At 65.9% G+C, this 17288-nt stretch carries 13 protein-coding genes; 9 read left to right on the top strand and 4 right to left on the bottom strand.

The genetic code is table 11. The annotated features are described in order from the left end of the window. Positions 1 to 114 precede the first annotated feature (114 nt). Positions 115 to 1005, top strand: a complete 891-nt coding sequence (locus tag ACOQOP_RS15380) for a sulfotransferase family protein (protein WP_420562690.1) — start codon at positions 115 to 117, stop codon at positions 1003 to 1005. A 16-nt stretch (positions 1006 to 1021) separates the two neighbouring features. Here the strand turns inward: ACOQOP_RS15380 and ACOQOP_RS15375 are convergent, their stop codons facing one another. From ACOQOP_RS15375 to ACOQOP_RS15365, 3 genes are all read right to left on the bottom strand, one after another. Further along, positions 1022 to 1756: a cytidylyltransferase domain-containing protein gene (locus ACOQOP_RS15375; protein ID WP_420562689.1), complete on the bottom strand. Its 735-nt coding sequence runs from the start codon at positions 1754 to 1756 to the stop codon at positions 1022 to 1024. Beyond that, positions 1753 to 2664 carry a 3-deoxy-7-phosphoheptulonate synthase gene (locus ACOQOP_RS15370; RefSeq protein ID WP_420562688.1) on the bottom strand — a complete coding sequence of 304 codons (912 nt, stop codon included), beginning with the start codon at positions 2662 to 2664 and terminating at the stop codon, positions 1753 to 1755. Before ACOQOP_RS15370 ends, ACOQOP_RS15375 begins: the two co-directional genes overlap by 4 nt. Before the next feature lie 71 nt (positions 2665 to 2735). After that, the gene (locus ACOQOP_RS15365) at positions 2736 to 3635 is read right to left on the bottom strand and encodes an NAD-dependent epimerase/dehydratase family protein (protein WP_420562687.1); all 900 of its coding nucleotides are present in this window, start codon (positions 3633 to 3635) and stop codon (positions 2736 to 2738) included. 69 nt (positions 3636 to 3704) lie between these two features. Between ACOQOP_RS15365 and ACOQOP_RS15360 the strand changes: the two genes are divergently transcribed. The 5 genes from ACOQOP_RS15360 to ACOQOP_RS15340 all read left to right on the top strand — a co-directional run bounded on the left by ACOQOP_RS15360 (position 3705) and on the right by ACOQOP_RS15340 (position 9719). Further along, positions 3705 to 4868: a class I SAM-dependent methyltransferase gene (locus ACOQOP_RS15360; protein WP_420562686.1), complete on the top strand. Its 1164-nt coding sequence runs from the start codon at positions 3705 to 3707 to the stop codon at positions 4866 to 4868. Further along, the gene (locus ACOQOP_RS15355; protein WP_420562685.1) at positions 4865 to 5842 is read left to right on the top strand and encodes an FkbM family methyltransferase; all 978 of its coding nucleotides are present in this window, start codon (positions 4865 to 4867) and stop codon (positions 5840 to 5842) included. Before ACOQOP_RS15360 ends, ACOQOP_RS15355 begins: the two co-directional genes overlap by 4 nt. Next, positions 5839 to 6888 carry a hypothetical protein gene (locus ACOQOP_RS15350; protein WP_420562684.1) on the top strand — a complete coding sequence of 350 codons (1050 nt, stop codon included), beginning with the start codon at positions 5839 to 5841 and terminating at the stop codon, positions 6886 to 6888. Before ACOQOP_RS15355 ends, ACOQOP_RS15350 begins: the two co-directional genes overlap by 4 nt. A 10-nt stretch (positions 6889 to 6898) precedes the next feature. Next, a complete protein-coding gene (locus ACOQOP_RS15345) occupies positions 6899 to 8581 on the top strand; it encodes a glycosyltransferase family 4 protein (protein WP_420562683.1) in 1683 nt (560 codons plus the stop codon). A 73-nt stretch (positions 8582 to 8654) separates the two neighbouring features. Beyond that, the gene (locus ACOQOP_RS15340; RefSeq protein WP_420562682.1) at positions 8655 to 9719 is read left to right on the top strand and encodes a Gfo/Idh/MocA family protein; all 1065 of its coding nucleotides are present in this window, start codon (positions 8655 to 8657) and stop codon (positions 9717 to 9719) included. Positions 9720 to 9733: 14 nt separating this feature from the next. Here the strand turns inward: ACOQOP_RS15340 and ACOQOP_RS15335 are convergent, their stop codons facing one another. Continuing rightward, the gene (locus ACOQOP_RS15335; RefSeq protein ID WP_420562681.1) at positions 9734 to 10957 is read right to left on the bottom strand and encodes an FAD-dependent oxidoreductase; all 1224 of its coding nucleotides are present in this window, start codon (positions 10955 to 10957) and stop codon (positions 9734 to 9736) included. Positions 10958 to 11687: 730 nt separating this feature from the next. On the opposite strand from ACOQOP_RS15335, the gene ACOQOP_RS15330 reads away from it, so the two are divergent. The 3 genes from ACOQOP_RS15330 to ACOQOP_RS15320 all read left to right on the top strand — a co-directional run bounded on the left by ACOQOP_RS15330 (position 11688) and on the right by ACOQOP_RS15320 (position 17288). Next, positions 11688 to 13874: a beta strand repeat-containing protein gene (locus ACOQOP_RS15330; protein ID WP_420562680.1), complete on the top strand. Its 2187-nt coding sequence runs from the start codon at positions 11688 to 11690 to the stop codon at positions 13872 to 13874. A 94-nt stretch (positions 13875 to 13968) separates the two neighbouring features. Next, a complete protein-coding gene (locus ACOQOP_RS15325) occupies positions 13969 to 16713 on the top strand; it encodes a tetratricopeptide repeat protein (protein ID WP_420562679.1) in 2745 nt (914 codons plus the stop codon). A 5-nt stretch (positions 16714 to 16718) separates the two neighbouring features. After that, complete coding sequence (locus ACOQOP_RS15320; RefSeq protein ID WP_420562678.1) at positions 16719 to 17288, top strand: hypothetical protein; 570 nt, start codon at positions 16719 to 16721, stop codon at positions 17286 to 17288.

The following is a 17288-nucleotide window of genomic DNA, read 5'->3' as shown; positions in this document are numbered from 1 at the left end:
CCCGGCTTTGACTGTGGTCCCCCGGCGGGGCGCTGGCAAGGGAGCGGAGAGTAGGCGCGCCCAAAGCCCTGTGCTAGGGACAGGGTTCGGTTTGAGCGACAGGGATCCTTGGGAATGGCTGACGGGGTCGAGGCAATCATCCAGCGCCTCTACGGGCTTCCGACATTCTTCGTGGCCGGCCTGCCGCGGTCGGGGACGACCTGGCTGCAGCAGATGCTGAACGCCCATCCCGAGCTGCTCTGCCTCGGCGAGTCGCATTTCGTGAACGACATGGTGCCGGGCCTGTACAACGTGCTCTGGAACTTCACCAAGTCGCGCTCGAACCCCGAGCGGACCTGGGCGCCGGGGGTGGTGGGGCCGCAGACGGACCACATGATCCCGGTCCTGCGCATGGCCTTCGCCTCCCTGGCGACGGCCAATCTCGGGAGCACCGACCTGACCCGGCTCCGGGCGATCGGCGAGAAGAACCCGGACAACCTGTATCACGCGGAGCGGCTCTGGCGGGTGTTCCCCGAGGCGCGGATCATCCATATCATCCGCGACCCGCGGGACGGAGCGGTGTCCGGCTTCGCCCGGTTCCGCGCCCGTCTGCCGAAGGAACTGACCCGCCCGCAATATGTGGCGGCCTATGCCAAGGACTGGGCGTCGCGCATCACCACGGCGCGTGGCGTGGCGAAGGACCGGCCGTTCATGGAGATCCGCTACGAGGATCTGCACGCCGATACCCTCGGCCGCGCGGCGGAGATCTTCCGGTTCATCGGGGTCTCCGACGCGGCGGCCGATGTTGCTCAGGCCACCGAGGCCTCGAGCTTCGAGCGTCTGTCCGGTGGCCGCCGCCAGGGCGAGGTCGACCCGGCCTCCCACTACCGGCGCGGCGAGGTCGGCGGCTGGCGTGACGAGCTGACGCCGGAGGAGGTCGCGGCCGCCGAACAGGCGGCGGGCAGGATGATGGCCTCGCTCGGCTACGAGGTCTCGCCGGAAGGCCTGGCCACCGCCGAGGCGTGACTGCCGGGGATCGCGGTCACTCCATCGCGTGGGTCTGGAACCACTCCAGCGACTTCTCCGCCAGGTAGAAGTCGAAGGCGTCGTGGATGTCGATGCCGGCGGCGGTACTGTCGATCGGGAGGATCTCCGCATGGTCGCCGGTGCGCCGCCCGGCCCGAATCAGGGCGGCGCGCAGGGCGGAGGCGAGGCCGGTGTCTTCCCGGTACAGCGGCGTGCGGGTCTGGCGCGGGCCGTAGACCCCCATCCAGTCGTAGACCCGCTGCCAGGAGCCGTCCGGCTGCCGGGTCCAGAAGTTCTTGTGGGTCTTGTTGGCGACGAAGCAGCAGTCGAGCGACCGGTTGGACTTCACGGTCTCCACCGCCCGGGCGATCCAGGCCGGTTTGCGGAAGATGTCGGTCGGCTGCAGGAACACCACGATGCCGAAGGGCCCCTCCAGCGCCTCGGCCCGGGCCAGGGCGTCGGTCAGCACCGGTTCGGTCGGGGTCAGGTCCTCCGCCAGGGAGGGGTCGCGCAGGAATGGCGTCCAGGCTCCGGCGGCTTCGGCGGCGTCTCGGATCGCCGGGTCGTCGGTCGTCACCAGCACCCGGTCGCAGACCCCGCTCTCGATGGCGTGCCGGACCGAGTGGGCGATCAGCGGCCGGCCGGCGAGCGGTCTCATGTTCTTGCTGGGCAGGCCCTTGGAGCCGCCGCGGGCCGGGATCAGGGCGATCACCCTGTCATTGTCGCCGGTCTGGTCGGGAAGCGTCGTCATGCGTCGACCGTACGGCCCACCGCCTGCGCCACCGGGCGGCAGGCCCGCATGATATCGTCGAACTGCTCCAGGCTGGAGCATTGCAGCGGGTCGACGGCGGCATTCTTCGGATCGGGATGAACCTCCAGCATCAGGGCGTCGGCGCCGGCGGCGATCGAGGCCAGCATCATCGACTTCACCCAGGGTTGCCAGAAGGTCGCGTGGGACGGGTCGCTCATGACCGGCAGATGGGTCACCTCCTGGGCCGCCGGAATGACCTGCAGGTCGAGCAGGAAGCGCGAGGTCTCCCGGTGGGTGTGGTTGGCCACCACCCCGCGCTCGCACAGCACGATCTGCGGCTCCTGGCCGAGCCGGTCATGCTCAAGCGCGATGTATTCGGCCGCCATCAGCCAGTCGCGCAGGCTGGCGCCGTACCCGCGCTTCAGCATCACCGGCATGCCAGTCTTCCCGACCTCGGTCAGCAGCGGATAGTTCTGCATGTTGCGGGTGCCGATCTGCAGCATGTCGCAGTTGGCGGCAACCACCTCGATCTTGGAGATCTCCATCACTTCCGTGACGATCGGCAAGCCGGTCTCCTGCTTGGCGACCTGCAGCCATTTCAACCCGTCCTCGCGCGGTTCGAAGAATTTCGGCGAGCGGTACGGGAAGGTGAGTGGCTTGAACGCGCCGCCGCGCAGCATGTGGGCACCGGCCTTCTTCACGCCGATCGCGGTCTTCACGATCAGCGCCTCGTTCTCCACCGTGTTCGGCCCGGCCAGCACCGGCACCAGCGCGCCGCCGAACGCGACGCCGCCGGCGGTGACCGTCGTGCGGTGGTCCGGGCTGTTCTTGGCGACCAGCGGGATCTTGTGTTCGATGTCGTCGCGACTGAGATCCTTGCCGGGAAATTTGTTGTCGACGCCCTGCATGGTGCTTCCCTCGCTGACTGAAATTACCCGTCATGAGAGAGAATGGCGATTTTCACCGCCGCGCGACACAGCTATTTGGCGAGGGCCTTTCCGAACCGGAGCAGGATCTCGGCAGCCGGCCGGGCCTGCAGGCCGAGTGCCAGGGCTGGCATCGGGTCTATCAGCGGGGAGGTATGGGTGGCGGCTTCCGTTCTGATGGTGGCGGTCCGGCCAAGGCCGGTGGCGATCGCCTCCACCGCTGCGTGTATGGAGGTGGGTTCGCTCGGCGCCGGCGAGACGGCGGTGAAGCCCCGGACCGTGCGCGCCAGGCGGATCGCGAAGGCGGCCAGGTCCTCGGCCTCGACCACGGCGTTATAGGCGCTCTGCGGATTGAACACCGTCACCGGCTCGCCGTGCATCAGCTTGGCGGCGGTGCCGGCGGGGAAGTTGTCATGGGCGCCGGGGCCGACCACCGCCGGCAGGCGCAGGGCGGCGGCACCGGCCAGACGGCCATCGGCGACGGCGGCGGCCACGGCGGCCTCGGCATCGCGCTTTGCCTCGCCATAGGGGATGACGGGCGCCAGGGGCGTGGTTGCGTCGATCCAGTCGCCGGTCGGCCGGCCGTAGACGGATTGCGAGGACATGTAGATCAGCCGCCCGCCCGTCCGCGCGGCGAGGTCGATCGCACCTTCGACGAGCAGGGCGTTGATCCGCTTATTCTCGGCAGAATCGGTCACCCGGGCGGGCAGGGCGGCGGCGCAGTCGATCACGGCGTCGACCTCAAGGCCCGGGGCCGGCGGGCCGGCGTCGCGGGTCGGGTCCCAGCCATGGGACGTGACGTCGGACCCGGCCGCTGGCGGGGTACGGCCGATGGCATGCACCCGGGCGCCGGAGGTCGCCAGCATCCGCACGATGACGCCGCCGAGGAAACCCGCGGCGCCGGTCACGGCGATGCACCCCTCGAGCTTCGGCGCTTCAATCTTCTTGGTCATCGCGTCCTTGTTCGATCACACTGATAATCTTACAGCATTGACGCGTGGATCCGGTTGAGAGGCGCCAGAATGGCGGATATTTGCCCCCTATGCGAGGCCGAAGGCGCGCCCGTCGTCTATTCCTGCGAGGCGCAGCTTTTCTGGGTGGTGGCCGATCCGGACCTGACGACCCGGTTCGCGGAGATCGACCTGCGCCAGTGCCGGGAGTGCGGTCACGTCTTCCACAGCGACCTGCCGGCCGCGACCATCGCGGAGATCTATCGCCGCCAGGCGCTGACCAACCGGCCGGTGTCGGCGGCCATGTCGAAGCGCTACGACACTCTGATCGAGGTGCTCGGCCGCGATCGGCTTGCGGGGAAGCGGATTCTCGAGGTGGGCGGCGGCACCGGCTCGCTCGCCCTGCTGCTGGCTAGTCTTGGCAGCGATGTGACGGTGGTCGAGCCGAACGAGGGGCTGCCGGACCTGATGGCCGAGGCCGGAGCCAAGATCCGGCTGATCAACGCCTTCTTCGGCCCGGACACGCTGGACGAGACATTCGATGGCGTGATCTGCCGTCAGGTGGTCGAGCATATCGCCGATATCCGCCCGTTCGTGCGCGCCCTGAGCGCGGCCGTCGCCCCCGGCGGCTTCATCTATATAGAAGTGCCGACGCTGGAGTACATCGCGCAGACGGGCGCCTATATGGATGTCCATGTTCAGCACCTGCACTATCTGGACGCGGCCGCGCGGACGCGGCTGCTGGCCGATGCCGGGCTCACGGTCGTGGCGACCCACGACATCATGGAGGGCCACGATATCGGCGTCCTGGCCGTGCCGTCCGCCGAGGGGGCCTGTCCGGCCCCCCAAGCCGGGCGCACCGCCATCGACCGGGTGCCGGCGCGCCGGGACATCCACCGCGCCCGGCTGGCGCAACTGCCCTTCGATCCCGCGCGCACCGGCGTCTATGCTGCGACGTCCCAGGGGGTGACCTTCTACGGCCAGTTCCCGCCCGACCGCGCGCCCCGCGCCTTCATCGACGACAATCCCGACAATATCGGCCGCTACGCCTACGGGCGGGGTGGTGCGGTGCAGATCCGGCCGCGTAGTGCCGACCTGCTGGCCGGGCTCGACGATATCTTCATCGGCGCCTACCACCACGAGGCGACGATCGTGGAGAAGCTGACTGGCGACGGCTATCGGGGCCGGCTGTGGTCGGTCGATCCCCGGCGCCCGACGATCGAGCGGCTGTCATGAGCACGGCACGGGACGATCTCTGGACGACGGTCGTCGTGGATGCCGGCGGGCGCTACGGCATCCACCCGTCCTGGCGCGGCGTCGAGGCGCCGCTGGCCTACACGATGTATGAGCCCGAGCCGGTGGAGGCCGCCCGCCTGGCCGCCAAATACGCCGGCCGGGACGACATCTCCGTTCGACCCTGCGCGCTCGGGGCGGTGCCGGAGTCCAACCTGACCCTGTGGCTCACCGCCCATCGCGGCTATGTCGGGGCCCATAAGCCGAACCCGGAGAGCATCTGGTTCGGTCAGGTGCGGCCCGACGAGGGCGCCGTCGAGGGTGCCGTCGAGGTGCCGAGCACGACGCTGGACAGCGAGTTCGCCGACCGGGACCGGCGCGCCGACTTTCTGAAGGTGGATGTGGAAGGGGCCGAACTGGCGGTGCTGCGGGGTGCCGCGCGGACCTTGGACCGGGTCCTGGCCCTTCGGGTGGAGATCCAGTTCGACGAATCCTTCGAGCGCCAGACCGCCTCGGCGATCCTGGAGCATCTGATCGACCGCCACCGGTTCCGCCTGATGCGGTTCGACTATGCCGGCCGGGGCCAGCCGGTCGGCTATCTGGTGGGCGACGACAGCTACGGCATCCTGACCGGCTGCGACGGGGTCTTCGCGCGGCGCCCCGAGACCGTCGCCGCCTGGGGCGGGGAGGCGGCGGTCGCCGGCCTGACCAAGCTCGCCGTCTTCGCCCTGCGCAACGGCATGGCGGACTACGCCGTCACCTGCCTGGAGCATCTGACCGCGGCGGGACCCTGGCCGGCCGAGGAGCCGGCGCTGCGACGATACCTGCGCAAGCTCTTCACCCTGGCGGCCCTGCGGGCGCGCTCGGTCTCCGGCGATCTCTACGAGCGGGCGCGGGCCGACTACCTGCGGTTCTTTGGCGAGCCCATGCTCGAACGCAATGAGGTGTATGAGAGCGACTGGATGAACCCGGGATGAGCGCGCCGCCATCTGGCGACACCGCCCGCCCGGGCCAGGGGCCGGATCCGGCTTTCACGCCTGCCCTCTTCGCGATCTACGACCTGGCGGTCACCCCGGTGACCTTCGACGTGATGAACTTCTTCGTCTTCGCCAATATGTGGGCGATGCGGACCGGGGCGGCCGGGTACAACGCGGTGTTCGTCGCCGGACCGGAAGGCCGGTTTCGCGACCTCACCCCGAAGGACAAGAGCCTGGACCCGGCCGAGAAGATCTGGCGCCTGCGCCATATCCTGGCCGCCCATGGCCATATCGCCCGGCGATGCCTCGGGGTTTCCACCTATGACCGGCGCGAGGACTTCGCCCAGATGCTGCGGGCGATCCATCCGAGCCAGCTGTTTCCGCCCGGCTATACCCTGGCCGATCCGCGCATCCCGTTCATGTTGGCCGACCTGTTCCGGCAGAAGCCCACGCCGCAGGAGCTCGATGCCTTCGCCCCCGATGTGGCCGCATCGCGCAAGGCCCAGGCCTGGCTCGACCGGCACGCGCCGCGCGGCCGTCCGGTCTCCCTGACCCTGCGAGGCTCGACCATCGAGACCCGGCGCAATGCCAATGCCCCGGAATGGCTGGCGGCGGCCGATGCGATCCGGGCGCGCGGGTTCGATCCGGTCATCCTGCCGGATACGGACCTGGTCACGGACGGCCTGGACCTCGGCGCCTTCGGCGACATTCCGTGCTATCCGATGGGCGCCATCGACCTGGAACTCCGCGCCGCGCTATACAGCCGTTGCCTGATCAATCTCGCCGACAACGGGGGGCCCGCCTTCATCAACTACTTCATGGGCCAGTCCAGCGCCGTCTGCTTCCTGCCGGTGGAGAAGCTGCCCGAGGCGGTCACCCTGCACGGGCGCGGCCTCGACCGCATGGCCGAGCTGCTGGCGGTGGCGCCCGGCGAGAGCTTCCCCGGTGCCACGCCGGCCCGCCGCTTCGTGTGGAAGCCGGACACCCGCGACAACATCCTGGAGGCCTTCGAGGCCGCCGCCGCCCATCTTGCCGCACAACAATAGGACCTCAGACGTGACCAGAACCAACGCGGCGCTGCTCTACCACCCGGACTCCTTTCAGATAAAGCGCAACGAGCTGAAGGGCCGGCATGTCGCCAGCGCGAGCTTCCTTGAGGGGTTCGTGCGCCACAGCGGCACCGAAGAGGTGATCGGCGCGGTGCCCGAGACGGCGTTCCGCGAGCCATTCGTGGCGGCGGTGACCGAATACAGCACAGGGCGCACCGACGGTCCGGCACCCCGGGCCGAGACGGTCTCGACCGGTGACCACGCCGGTCTCGGCCGGGTCGGCACCCTGTTCTGCGCCGACCCGATGCTGGCCGGTTTTGCCCGACGGCGCGCCCAGGCCGGGCACCGCAGCTATTCCCTGTGCGGCATCACCCACACGATCTCCAGCAAGGAGGTCCAGGCCGGCCTCGCCTCATATGTCACAGCCCCGTTGCAGCCCTGGGACGCGTTGATCTGCACCTCGCGGGCGGTGCGGGACGTGACCGAGGGCCTGCAGCAGCGCTATGCCGAGCGTCTCGCTGCCGCCCACGGCACCCGGCCCCGCCAGCAGGCACGCCTGGAGACCATTCCGCTGGGCCTGGATGCGGGGTTCTACGCCCGCCATGGCGCCGATGCGGAGGCGCGGGCCGCCCTGCGGTCGAAACTGGGAGTGGCGGAGGACGATATCCTCGTGCTGTTCCTCGGCCGGCTCGCCTTCCATGCCAAGGCCCATCCCTATCCGATGTATGTGGCGCTGCAGCGGGCCCAGGAGCGCCTCGGGCGGGACGGCCGCAAGCTGCATTTCCTGATGACCGGCCAGTTCGCCAACAAGCATGTGGAGCCGTCCTTCCGCGACTCGGCGGGGGAGGCCTGCCCGGACGTGCCGGTGCATTTCGTCGATGGCACGCCGGGGCCGGACTCCTGGGCGAGCTGGGCGGCGGCGGACATCTTCCTGTCCCTGTCCGACAACATCCAGGAGAGCTTCGGCATCACGCCGATCGAGGCGATGGCGGCCGGTCTGCCCTGCGTCGTCAGCGACTGGGACGGCTACAAGGACACCGTGCCCGACCGGGAGGTGGGCTTCCGCGTGCCGACCCGCATGATCCCGAGCGGATTCGGCGGCGGGCTGGCCAAGAGCTATGCGGAGGGGGCGACGACCTATGACCGGTTCATCGGCACCGTCTGTCTGATGACCGAGGTGGAGGTGAATGCCGCGGCCCAGGCGATCTGGCGGCTGGCGACCAGTCCCGACATGCGCCGGCGGATGGGGGCGGCAGGGCAGGCGCGCGCCCGCACGGTCTATGACTGGTCGGCCGTGGTGCCCCGGTATCAGGAACTGTGGAGCGAACTGGCGGAGATCCGGGCCGCCGCCGGCGAAGCGCCGCCCGTGCCGAACGGCCCGGCACCGGTCCTGGAGGATCCGACCACCGTGTTCGCCGGCTTCGCCTCCGACCGGTTCGACGGCGAGACCCTGGTCACGGCGGTCCAGGACCGTGCGGCGATCGAGCGGCTGCTGGCCAACGGGATGGCCAACTTCACGCCGGGTCTGGTTCTGGACGCCCAAGGGTGCAACGCGCTGCTCGACGACGTCGCCCGATCTCCGTGCAAACTCTCCGACCTCGCCGCCAAGGCTTCGGCGAATGGGCGGCCCCAACTGGTCCGAACGGTGATCTGGCTGGCGAAGTTCGGCGTGGTCTCCCTCTCCCGATAACCGGGCCGTCGACAGAATCGCCGAACCATCGAATTATATCGTCTCACGTCATCTTATGGGTGAGGGGTGGACGATGGGGCGGCGCACCAGGATCGCGGTGCTGGGATGCGGCCGGGTGTCGGCCCGGTACCGGGAGGTCTTGGGCCGCGAACTCGCCGACCGCGTCGAGGTGGTGGGGGCCTGCGACCGGCAACCCGAGCGAGCCGAAGCCTTCGTGTCCGCCACCGGCGGTGCGGCGGTCGGCGACCTGCAGGCGCTGGTCGCCCTGAAGCCCGATCTGGTCTGCATCCTGACCGAGTCGGGCAACCATGCCCGCGACGCGCTCGCCCTGCTGAACCGCGGCTGTCATGTGCTGATCGAGAAGCCGGTGGCGTTGCGGCTGGAGGACGCGGAAACGATCCGCGACACCGCGAAGGCGGCCGGTCTCATGGCCGCGGTGGTGAAGCAGAACCGCTACAATCCGGCGATGCGATTCGTGCGGGACAAAGTCGACTCCGGCGCCTTCGGCCGGCTGATCGCCGCCGAGGTCCGGGTCCACTGGTGCCGCTACCAGGACTATTACGAGGACGGCTGGCACGGCACCTGGCGGATGGACGGCGGCGTGCTGGCCCAGCAGGCGATCCACCACCTGGACGCGCTGCACTGGCTGGGCGGACCGATCGATCGGGTCTGCGCCGTCGGCACGGCATTGGTGAACCGGCTGGAGGCCGAGGATACCGCCGCCGCGGTCGTGGTGTTCGAGTCGGGGGCGGTCGGCACCATCGTGGCGACCACGGCGGCCCGCGACCGCGACTTCGAGGCCTCGATCCAGCTTGTCGGCGAGAAGGCGCGCGTCAAGGTTGGCGGCTCCGCCCTGAACCGGCTGGAGGACTGGTTCTGTGTCGAGCAGGATCCGCTGGAGACCGACGTGGCGCTGCGCCACAGCCAGGAAGTGCCGAACAGCTACGGGCTGGGGCACGGACCGCTGATCCGCGACGTGCTGGATGCGATCGAGGCGGGCGGGCCGCCGCCGGTCGATGTCGACTCCGCGATGACATCCCTGCGGCTGATGCACGCCCTCTATGCCAGCATGGAGACCGGCGGCTGGGTCGACCTGCGCGACGCACCGGCCTCAACCCGGCTCGGCCGGGCCCGCTGAGGCTTCGGCAGGCGTCAGTCGGACCGGCCGTCCGGGACCACGCCCTCATCCACCATGGTCTTGGTCAGCAGGCTCGGGGCGGCCTGGTCGGCGCCATAGACCGGCACCGGGTGCGACAGCCCCCCGGCATCGAGCTCCTTGGCGAAGGTCATGGCCTGCAGGATCAGGTCGTCGATGTCGATATACTTGTAGCTGCCGGCGCGACCCATGGAGACCACGCCGTCGGGCATGGCGTCGAAATACTCGTAGGCCCGGGCGATGTGCTTCTTGATCGGCAGCGGGTAGAGCCGGTTGGAAAAGCTGGGGATCTCGATTCCCAGCAGGGTCGAGGGCGACTTGTGCTGGGTGAACTTCTTGTACTCGACGATCCGGGTATAGGGCTCGGCCCCGGCGTAGTAGACGAAGTAGGTCTTGTCCGGGAAGGCGAACTCGACCGGCAGCACGATGGTGATGAAGTCGCGGCCGACGAAGGGCAGCTCGCCGAAGGCGTTGTTCATCAGGATGTCCGGCGAGATGGTGCTGACGATCAGGTCGTAGACGTGCCACTCGCCGGCGATCTGCACGCGCTTGTTCTCGATGTCGAAGCGCTCGATCTCGGTGCCGGTCTTCACGGTGACCCCGGCGGTGGCGACCTGGAAGTAGCGGTCGTAGCCGTCGGCGGCCAGCGGATAGGCGCTGATCGCGGTGTCCCAGCCCTCCCGGGAGCCGCTCTTGATCGCCACGCCCTTGGGTGACCAGCCGAAATCGTCGAGCTCGGTGTTGCTCTCGACCTGCCACATCTTGCGGGAATAGCCGTCGACCATCTTGCGGTACAGCGTGTCGCCGACCGAGGCGCGCCAGTACTCCTCGAAGTTCCGGGCATCCTTCCAGCCGCGGATCTCCTGGGCCTCGGCGATCTCCTTGTAGATGTCGTCGCGCTCCGGCATGCGGGGCAGGTCATCCTCGTGGATCGGGAAGGAGTAGAAGTTCCGGTCCTTTTCCACATAGGTGATGAACTCGTGGTCGAGCTTGCGCATCGGCACGATGGCGTTCAGGTAGTAGAACAGCTCCTGCGAGGGCGTGAGGAAATGCCGGGGCCCGAAGGTGAAGGGATGGCCGCCGCGCCAGTGGGTCTTCACCCCGCCGCCCAGGAACGGCGCCCGCTCCACCAGGTCGATATCCCATCCCCCGAGCAGGGAGAGCTGGTGGGCGGCCGCACAGCCGGCGAAACCGCCGCCGATGACGAGTGCGCGCTTCATGGTCGGAACACCTCTTTCTGAGACGGGGCAACGCCTTTGTGGCGACGACGGGAGGTCCGCCAAAGGGCCACCCGGTTGTCGCGGAACACCATGATCCGAAACCGCCGACGATGGCAACCGGAACGGCCTGATCGGTCGGGCGCGCGCGGCTTGCCGGGGGCTTGCTGGCAGATGCCGGATTGATCGCGTGAGTGGTGGTCGCGGGCGATCCCCTTTCCCTTTCGGGTTGCGGCGCGGCCGCTGCGACCCGGTCGGAGCGGGAAACCCACCGCCGTGGGTATGAGTGGGCCTAAGTGCCCGTTGCCGTGGGCGGCCCCAGCGGCCTGGTTTGGCACGGCACGGAGCGGCAAACACTGGCCCGACCAGCCGGGAGTCGGCGCGGTGGATCAGGCCTCAAGGCGCGGATATATTGTTTGTTCGCAACAGGGGCCTTGCGAAAGCATCATACTCAGCAACGGCAGTTGACGGCCGTATGGGTTTAAGGCACCAATTAAAAAGCCTGTTGGGAATGGCTGTGTTCAAAACGCAACACGTAGCGGCGTAACGAACTGTGAACGCGGGAATCAGCACCACAATGCGCTTGCATATCAATTCCATGGCAGGTAGGAACAAACTCGTAACGAGAGCGTGCAGACATTAAGATGCGGCACGCATAAGATATCGTGGTCTTGGGGAGCGGGGAGCCGTCTAGCGCCAAGGCTAGAACCAACACGTAGGAGTCAACCAGATCATGGCAACCTTCGTTTTTTCGACGATCACGGACGCCCAAGCCGCGGCGCTCACCACAGCGGATACCCTGCTGATTGACACCGGCTCGGCGCGGAGCGTGGCCGTCAGTCAAGCGACGAATTCCACGACCCTGACGATCGGCACGAAGTCCGTCACCGTTCCGTTCGCGTCCAACACGCTGACGACCACTCAGATTCAGTTCACCGATCAGTCGACCCTGGTGTTTGGTGACAACACCAACGGTACGATCAGCGACCCGCTGGCCAACTCGATCGCTGGCGCCACTGCTGGTTCGCAGATCCGCGCATTCGACGGCAATGACAGCATCACCGCGCTGTCCGCTGCTGATCTAATTTATGGCAACCAGGGCGACGACGTCATTTCCGGTTCCGACGGCGCCGACACGGTCTTCGGCGGCCAGGGTGCCGACACGATCGTGACCGCGTCCGGTGCGGCGGTCCTGTACGGTAACTTTGGCAACGACGTGATCACCGACGGCGAGGGCGCTTCGCGGATCTTCGGCGGCCAGGGCAACGATACGGTCAATGCCGGTTCGGGCGCTGACGTCGTCTATGGCAACCTTGGTGCTGACAGCCTCGTTGGCGGCGCGGGTGCCGATACCATCTTCGGTGGCCAGGACAACGATACGGTTACGGGTGTGGCCGGTGACGGTGCCGACATCGTTTACGGTAACCAGGGCGCTGACTCCATCGCATCCGGCGACGGCTCCGACACCGTGTATGGCGGTCAGGGCAACGACACCATCGCCCACAGCTCGGGTGCCTCGGTTCTGTTCGGTAACGTCGGCAACGATAGCATCACCGGCGGCGCCCAGGCCGACACGATCTACGGTGGCACCGGTAACGACATCATTGCCAACGGTGGCGGTAACGACGTCATTTACGGTAACGGCGGCACCGACACGATGACCGTGTCCACGGGCAATGCGACCCTCTTCGGTGGTCAGGATGCCGACACGATCACCATTGCCACTGGCAACTCGGTCGTCTACGGCAACCAGGGCAACGACAGCCTGACGGCTTCCGGTAGCGCTGCCGCGCTCTTTGGCGGCCAGGGCAACGACACGCTTGTTGACATCATCTCTGGTGGCGACATCGTCAACGGCGGCGCGGGCAACGATCTGCTCATCCTCGCCTCCACCTCCGACGTTCCGGCGACCGCCGCTACGATCGCTGGTGGCGACGGCACCGACACGATCTCTCTGGCTGGTGACGCCAACTTCTCCAGCTCCACCCTGAGCGGTGTTGAGACGATCGCCTTCACGTCGGCTGGCACCGTTACGATGACGGGCGCGCAGGCTGCCACGGTCACCACGATCGACGGTAGCGGCACCCCGGGCACGACCGAGCTGTCCATCGCCGGTGGCGGTTCTGCCAGCATTGCTGCCACGACCCTCCAGGGTGTCGACGGCATCAACATCCTCTCTGGTGCCGTTCTCGTGGCGACCAGCGGTGCGGATCGCATCGTCGGTTCCATCTCCGGTGACCAGATCCTGGGTGGCGCCAGTGCCGACACGATCCTGGCCGCTACTGCAGGTGTTCAGCAGGCCTCTGGTGACACGATCTCCGGTGGCGCAGGTGCCGACTCGATCCTCGGATCTTCGGCGGTCGACGTTATCTTCGGTAACCAGGATGCTGACACCATCGATGGTGGTGAGAGCGCCGACAACATCTTCGGCGGTGCGGGCTCCGATGTGATCATCATGGGCTCGGACGATGCGAGCGACACCGTTGATGGTGGCGCGGACATCGACCAGTACAACTTCGCCGTGACCTACCTCACCGACGCCGGTAACGCCGGTACGGTGGATGCGAACGGTACCGCCGCTAGCGCGTTCGATGTCATCACCTTCGGTGCCGGCACGGGCGATCTGCTGAACTTCACCGGCGTCAGCATGCAGAGCGCCGGTTCGGTCGCCGTCTGGACTGCCTTCGCGGCTGCCAGTGCCGGTCAGGCAAACTTCCTTGCCAGCCTCGCGGCTGCCGGGTCGTTGAACCAGGATGGTGGTAACTCCGACACCGCCGTCTACTTCTTCGACACCGCGACCGATGTGCTCTACATCGCGGCCGGTGGCGGCGCCAACAGCACGGTTGACGTGATCAAACTGGCCGGTGTGAACAGCCTGACGGCGACGGGCGCCAGCCTGAAGATCGAGACGCTCGGCTAATCTAGTCCGACCGACTTAAATCTTCTGACACATCAAGATGAGGTAGAGCTTCGGCTCTACCTCATTCACATTCTGCCTCTACGAGTTGATTTGGATGTCCCTCAAGGCGCAGGTTGAGAACTTTTTGTCTCTTAATATGCCTGCACGAGCGGAAGCTTTGCTCCGCCAATCAAGCGATCAGCTCCCGGTCTCCGAAATTTATACGCTTCTCTCGCGCGCGCAGTTTATGCGCGGTAACTTGGCCGCCGCACGAAGCTCAGCGCGACGATCGACACGCCAAGCCCCTGTCAGCACTGAAGCCTGGCGCGTGCGCTCGCTCCCCGAAATCACAGTCGGAAACTCTGAAAGTGCCAGCCGATTCCTGCGGTCTGCGCTGGTGCTCGACCCGCAGAATGTAAGTGCCTACGCGACTGCCACGACCTACAGCCGGTCGTCCGGAAAAATCGCTGACGCGAAGATCTACAGCCGCCAGGCCCAGTTGATTGATCCTGGATCCAATGAGGCTTTGAGATCTCGTGCTGCGCTGCTGTTCGATCTGGGGGATTTTCGCAGCGCGGCTAGCATCAATAGGCGCGCAATCCTCTCGGCCCCAAACATCGGGCGGCCGTATTTTCTGTCGTCCATTCTGGCTAGCAGGCTGAAACTGGAATCTGTAGCCGACCTTCGCCGAGCCCTAGTGATCCAGCCTACGGACGATGGTCCGCGCATGTCGCTCGTCGAACATTACACACGTACCAGGAACACCGATCGGCTGGCCGTGGAGACGCGGCGTGTCATTCTGGCCACGCCAAACTCGACCGTCGGCCTCCTGACGCTGGTATCTTCGCCGATCTGGAACAAGCTGGATATCGCACCCGTCAAGCAGATCCGAAAGTTGGCACCGTTCGGGCTCGACGTTCATCTCTGCGGACGGCAGTTCGCCACTCAACTCGCGGCAGCTGGCAAGCAGAACGAGGCTATTGGTATCCTGCGGTACCTCCTTTCTCTCGATCGTAAGTCCCAGGACGCGAAGCTTCATCTCGGCGCGGCGTATTCGAATTTTGGATACTACAAAGAAGCCGAGCTCATCGCGAAGAATGTCGTCAATACAGATAAGGCAGATCCAAGAGGCTGGCTTCTGTATGCGGACCTCTTGGCAAAGCAGGGCTTGTACGAGGCAGCCGAGAGGATCATCAAGGGCGGCTTACAGCGGACGAGCAAGGACTTTTCTTTATGGACCATGTACGGCACTCATCTGCGGGACCAGGAAAGATATGTGAAGTCGCTGAAGATATTTCAGCGCGCGGTCTACGAGGCGCCTACCCGCCCCCAGGCCTATGAGAACCTTGCCCATGCCTACGATCTGATCGGCAAGGAAGAAAGCGTCGCCAAGATCTACTCACGCGGCCTACAGTTCCGCGCCAAGTCGGCCCGCGGCTTGGCCGCACTCGCCAATATGTCGCTTCAAGCCGGAAACGAAACACAGGCACTAGAGCGTGCCAGGAGCGCATACGAGCTCGACCCACTCGAAGAGAGAGCGATCGACGCATACGTGAAGGCCGCGATGGAAAGTGGTGCCTTCGCCGAAGGTCTAAAAATCGCAAGAGAGCATTATGAGAGGGTTCCAGATAATATTTCGGCGGTGTCGATCTATGCGACGGCCCTCTTGCAGAACGGCGACGACGCTGCGGCGTTGAAACTGATCGAGAATAAACTTCCTCTCCATCCCAGATCACTTCAGCTCATTCGTGCCTACGCGAATATCTGCAACTGGTCTGGGGATAGGCGCTTAGCGCTCAAGTTCCACAGACGGGCCGCCCGACTTCAGTCGGATCGCCCAACGACGCGCACAGCCCTTTCGATGCAATTGCTGGCCTTGGGGCACTGGGCGGAGGGCTTTGATGCCTACGAGAGCGGGTTCGAACAGGTCAAGCGCGGAAGGGGACGTAAGAGAAAATTCAAGCAACCGCGCTGGCATGGCGAGGACCTGACCGGAAAGTCCATTGTGATCCACACCGAACAGGGTGTCGGCGACGAAATCATGTTCGCCACGATGGTTCCCGAAATGCTCAAGTGGGCGTCCAAGGTCTACCTAGAGGGAACGGCTCGGATGACACATCTCTTCAGGCGGAGCTTTCCTGACGCCGATGTGTTCTCGATGAAGCTCGGCGGTTCGCATGAGACCAATGAACAGATCGACTATCACATTCCTATCGGCAGCCTCGGCCGCTATCTGAGGCGCTTCACCAGTCTATTCGGTCGTAACCGCCCCTATCTGCAACCCAATCCAGAACTCAGCCAGAAATTGCGGGCTAAGTATAAATCCTCAGCTCCGGACAATCTGATTGTCGGAGTAGGATGGCGAGGAGGGTCGGCCGCCCTACGCAGGAAGGCTCGATCTTTTGAAGCACGGGACCTTTTGCCGATACTTAAGGCGCCGGGCGTCACCTTCGTCTGCGTCCAGTACGGCGACGTGGAGCAGGAAATCCGGGACGTTAATGGCGACCTCGATCGCGACGTCATCTACGATCCTACAGTCGATCCCTTGAAGGATCTTGTGGCGTCCGCCAGCCAGATCGCGGCCTGCGATCTGGTCATCTCAGCCACGAATGCCGGCGTACACACCGCCGGCGGCCTCGGCGTGCCCTGCTGGTCGTTGGTGCCCTACGAAAGCGACTGGCGCTGGACGCTGGGTCGTGACGACGTCGTCTGGTACCCAGGCATGCGTGTTTTTCGACAGACGACGATCGACGAAACCTGGGGCGACGTGATTGGACGTGTGAAGGTCGAGTTCGACGCTCTTCTCAAAGGCGATCACGGTCGCCTACGATCCCCGCCGGCTAGCGATTTGGATTGGTAGTAACCATGGATCAACTGACCCCGAATTCGGTTCTCAAGAGCGTGCTGGCATTCAGGCGCGACGGTGGCATTGCCCTGGTTGATTTCGATACGCTGGACGGCAAGAAAGTCACCCTTCAATTCGACGTCCGCTATCTCTGGTCCGTGGCCGCGGACATGCGAGCCGCCTCCATTGATCTCATAGCGCCGGTTCCCGAAGCATTGAAGGCGGCGCTGGGCGCCGATGCGGACGAGCAAGATGAGCAGTCCCAGAAGAAGGACGGGTCTTCGGACGCCTCCGACGGCGAGGTCGCTCGGACCGGGTTCCCTGGTTTGGAGCAGGCATGGACCCTTTGCGACAGCTTGAACGAGGCGATGCTTTCGGCGCCAGATGAAACTCCGGAGGCGGTCTTCTCCAGGATCGCGTCAGGTCACTTTCTGCTGGATGCCGAGGCGCGGATGACGCCACTTGCCGATGCCGCCGGGTACGAAGTGGCGCTGAAGAACGAGTTCAAGCTGGTGTATCGAGATCAGACGAAGGACTGGATTCCCGATCGCAGGGATAAGGCACCAGACCTCGGGGCCGAAGTTAGCTGA

This window comes from Thalassobaculum sp., assembly GCF_965223715.1.
Taxonomy (GTDB): Bacteria; Pseudomonadota; Alphaproteobacteria; order Thalassobaculales; family Thalassobaculaceae; genus Thalassobaculum.
Note: the sequence above shows the minus strand (reverse complement) of the source record. Positions and strands in the feature narration are given on the sequence as shown.

Bases quoted from the DNA above. Each gene is read 5' to 3' on its own strand.
- ACOQOP_RS15375 (WP_420562689.1), bottom strand. From the start codon at position 1,756: ATGACGACGCTTCCCGACCAGACCGGCGACAATGACAGGGTGATCGCC.
- ACOQOP_RS15350 (WP_420562684.1), top strand. From the start codon at position 5,839: ATGAGCGCGCCGCCATCTGGCGACACCGCCCGCCCGGGCCAGGGGCCG.
- ACOQOP_RS15335 (WP_420562681.1), bottom strand. From the start codon at position 10,957: ATGAAGCGCGCACTCGTCATCGGCGGCGGTTTCGCCGGCTGTGCGGCC.
- ACOQOP_RS15355 (WP_420562685.1), top strand. From the start codon at position 4,865: ATGAGCACGGCACGGGACGATCTCTGGACGACGGTCGTCGTGGATGCC.
- ACOQOP_RS15365 (WP_420562687.1), bottom strand. From the start codon at position 3,635: ATGACCAAGAAGATTGAAGCGCCGAAGCTCGAGGGGTGCATCGCCGTG.
- ACOQOP_RS15325 (WP_420562679.1), top strand. From the start codon at position 13,969: ATGTCCCTCAAGGCGCAGGTTGAGAACTTTTTGTCTCTTAATATGCCT.
- ACOQOP_RS15330 (WP_420562680.1), top strand. From the start codon at position 11,688: ATGGCAACCTTCGTTTTTTCGACGATCACGGACGCCCAAGCCGCGGCG.
- ACOQOP_RS15370 (WP_420562688.1), bottom strand. From the start codon at position 2,664: ATGCAGGGCGTCGACAACAAATTTCCCGGCAAGGATCTCAGTCGCGAC.
- ACOQOP_RS15340 (WP_420562682.1), top strand. From the start codon at position 8,655: ATGGGGCGGCGCACCAGGATCGCGGTGCTGGGATGCGGCCGGGTGTCG.
- ACOQOP_RS15320 (WP_420562678.1), top strand. From the start codon at position 16,719: ATGGATCAACTGACCCCGAATTCGGTTCTCAAGAGCGTGCTGGCATTC.
- ACOQOP_RS15380 (WP_420562690.1), top strand. From the start codon at position 115: ATGGCTGACGGGGTCGAGGCAATCATCCAGCGCCTCTACGGGCTTCCG.
- ACOQOP_RS15360 (WP_420562686.1), top strand. From the start codon at position 3,705: ATGGCGGATATTTGCCCCCTATGCGAGGCCGAAGGCGCGCCCGTCGTC.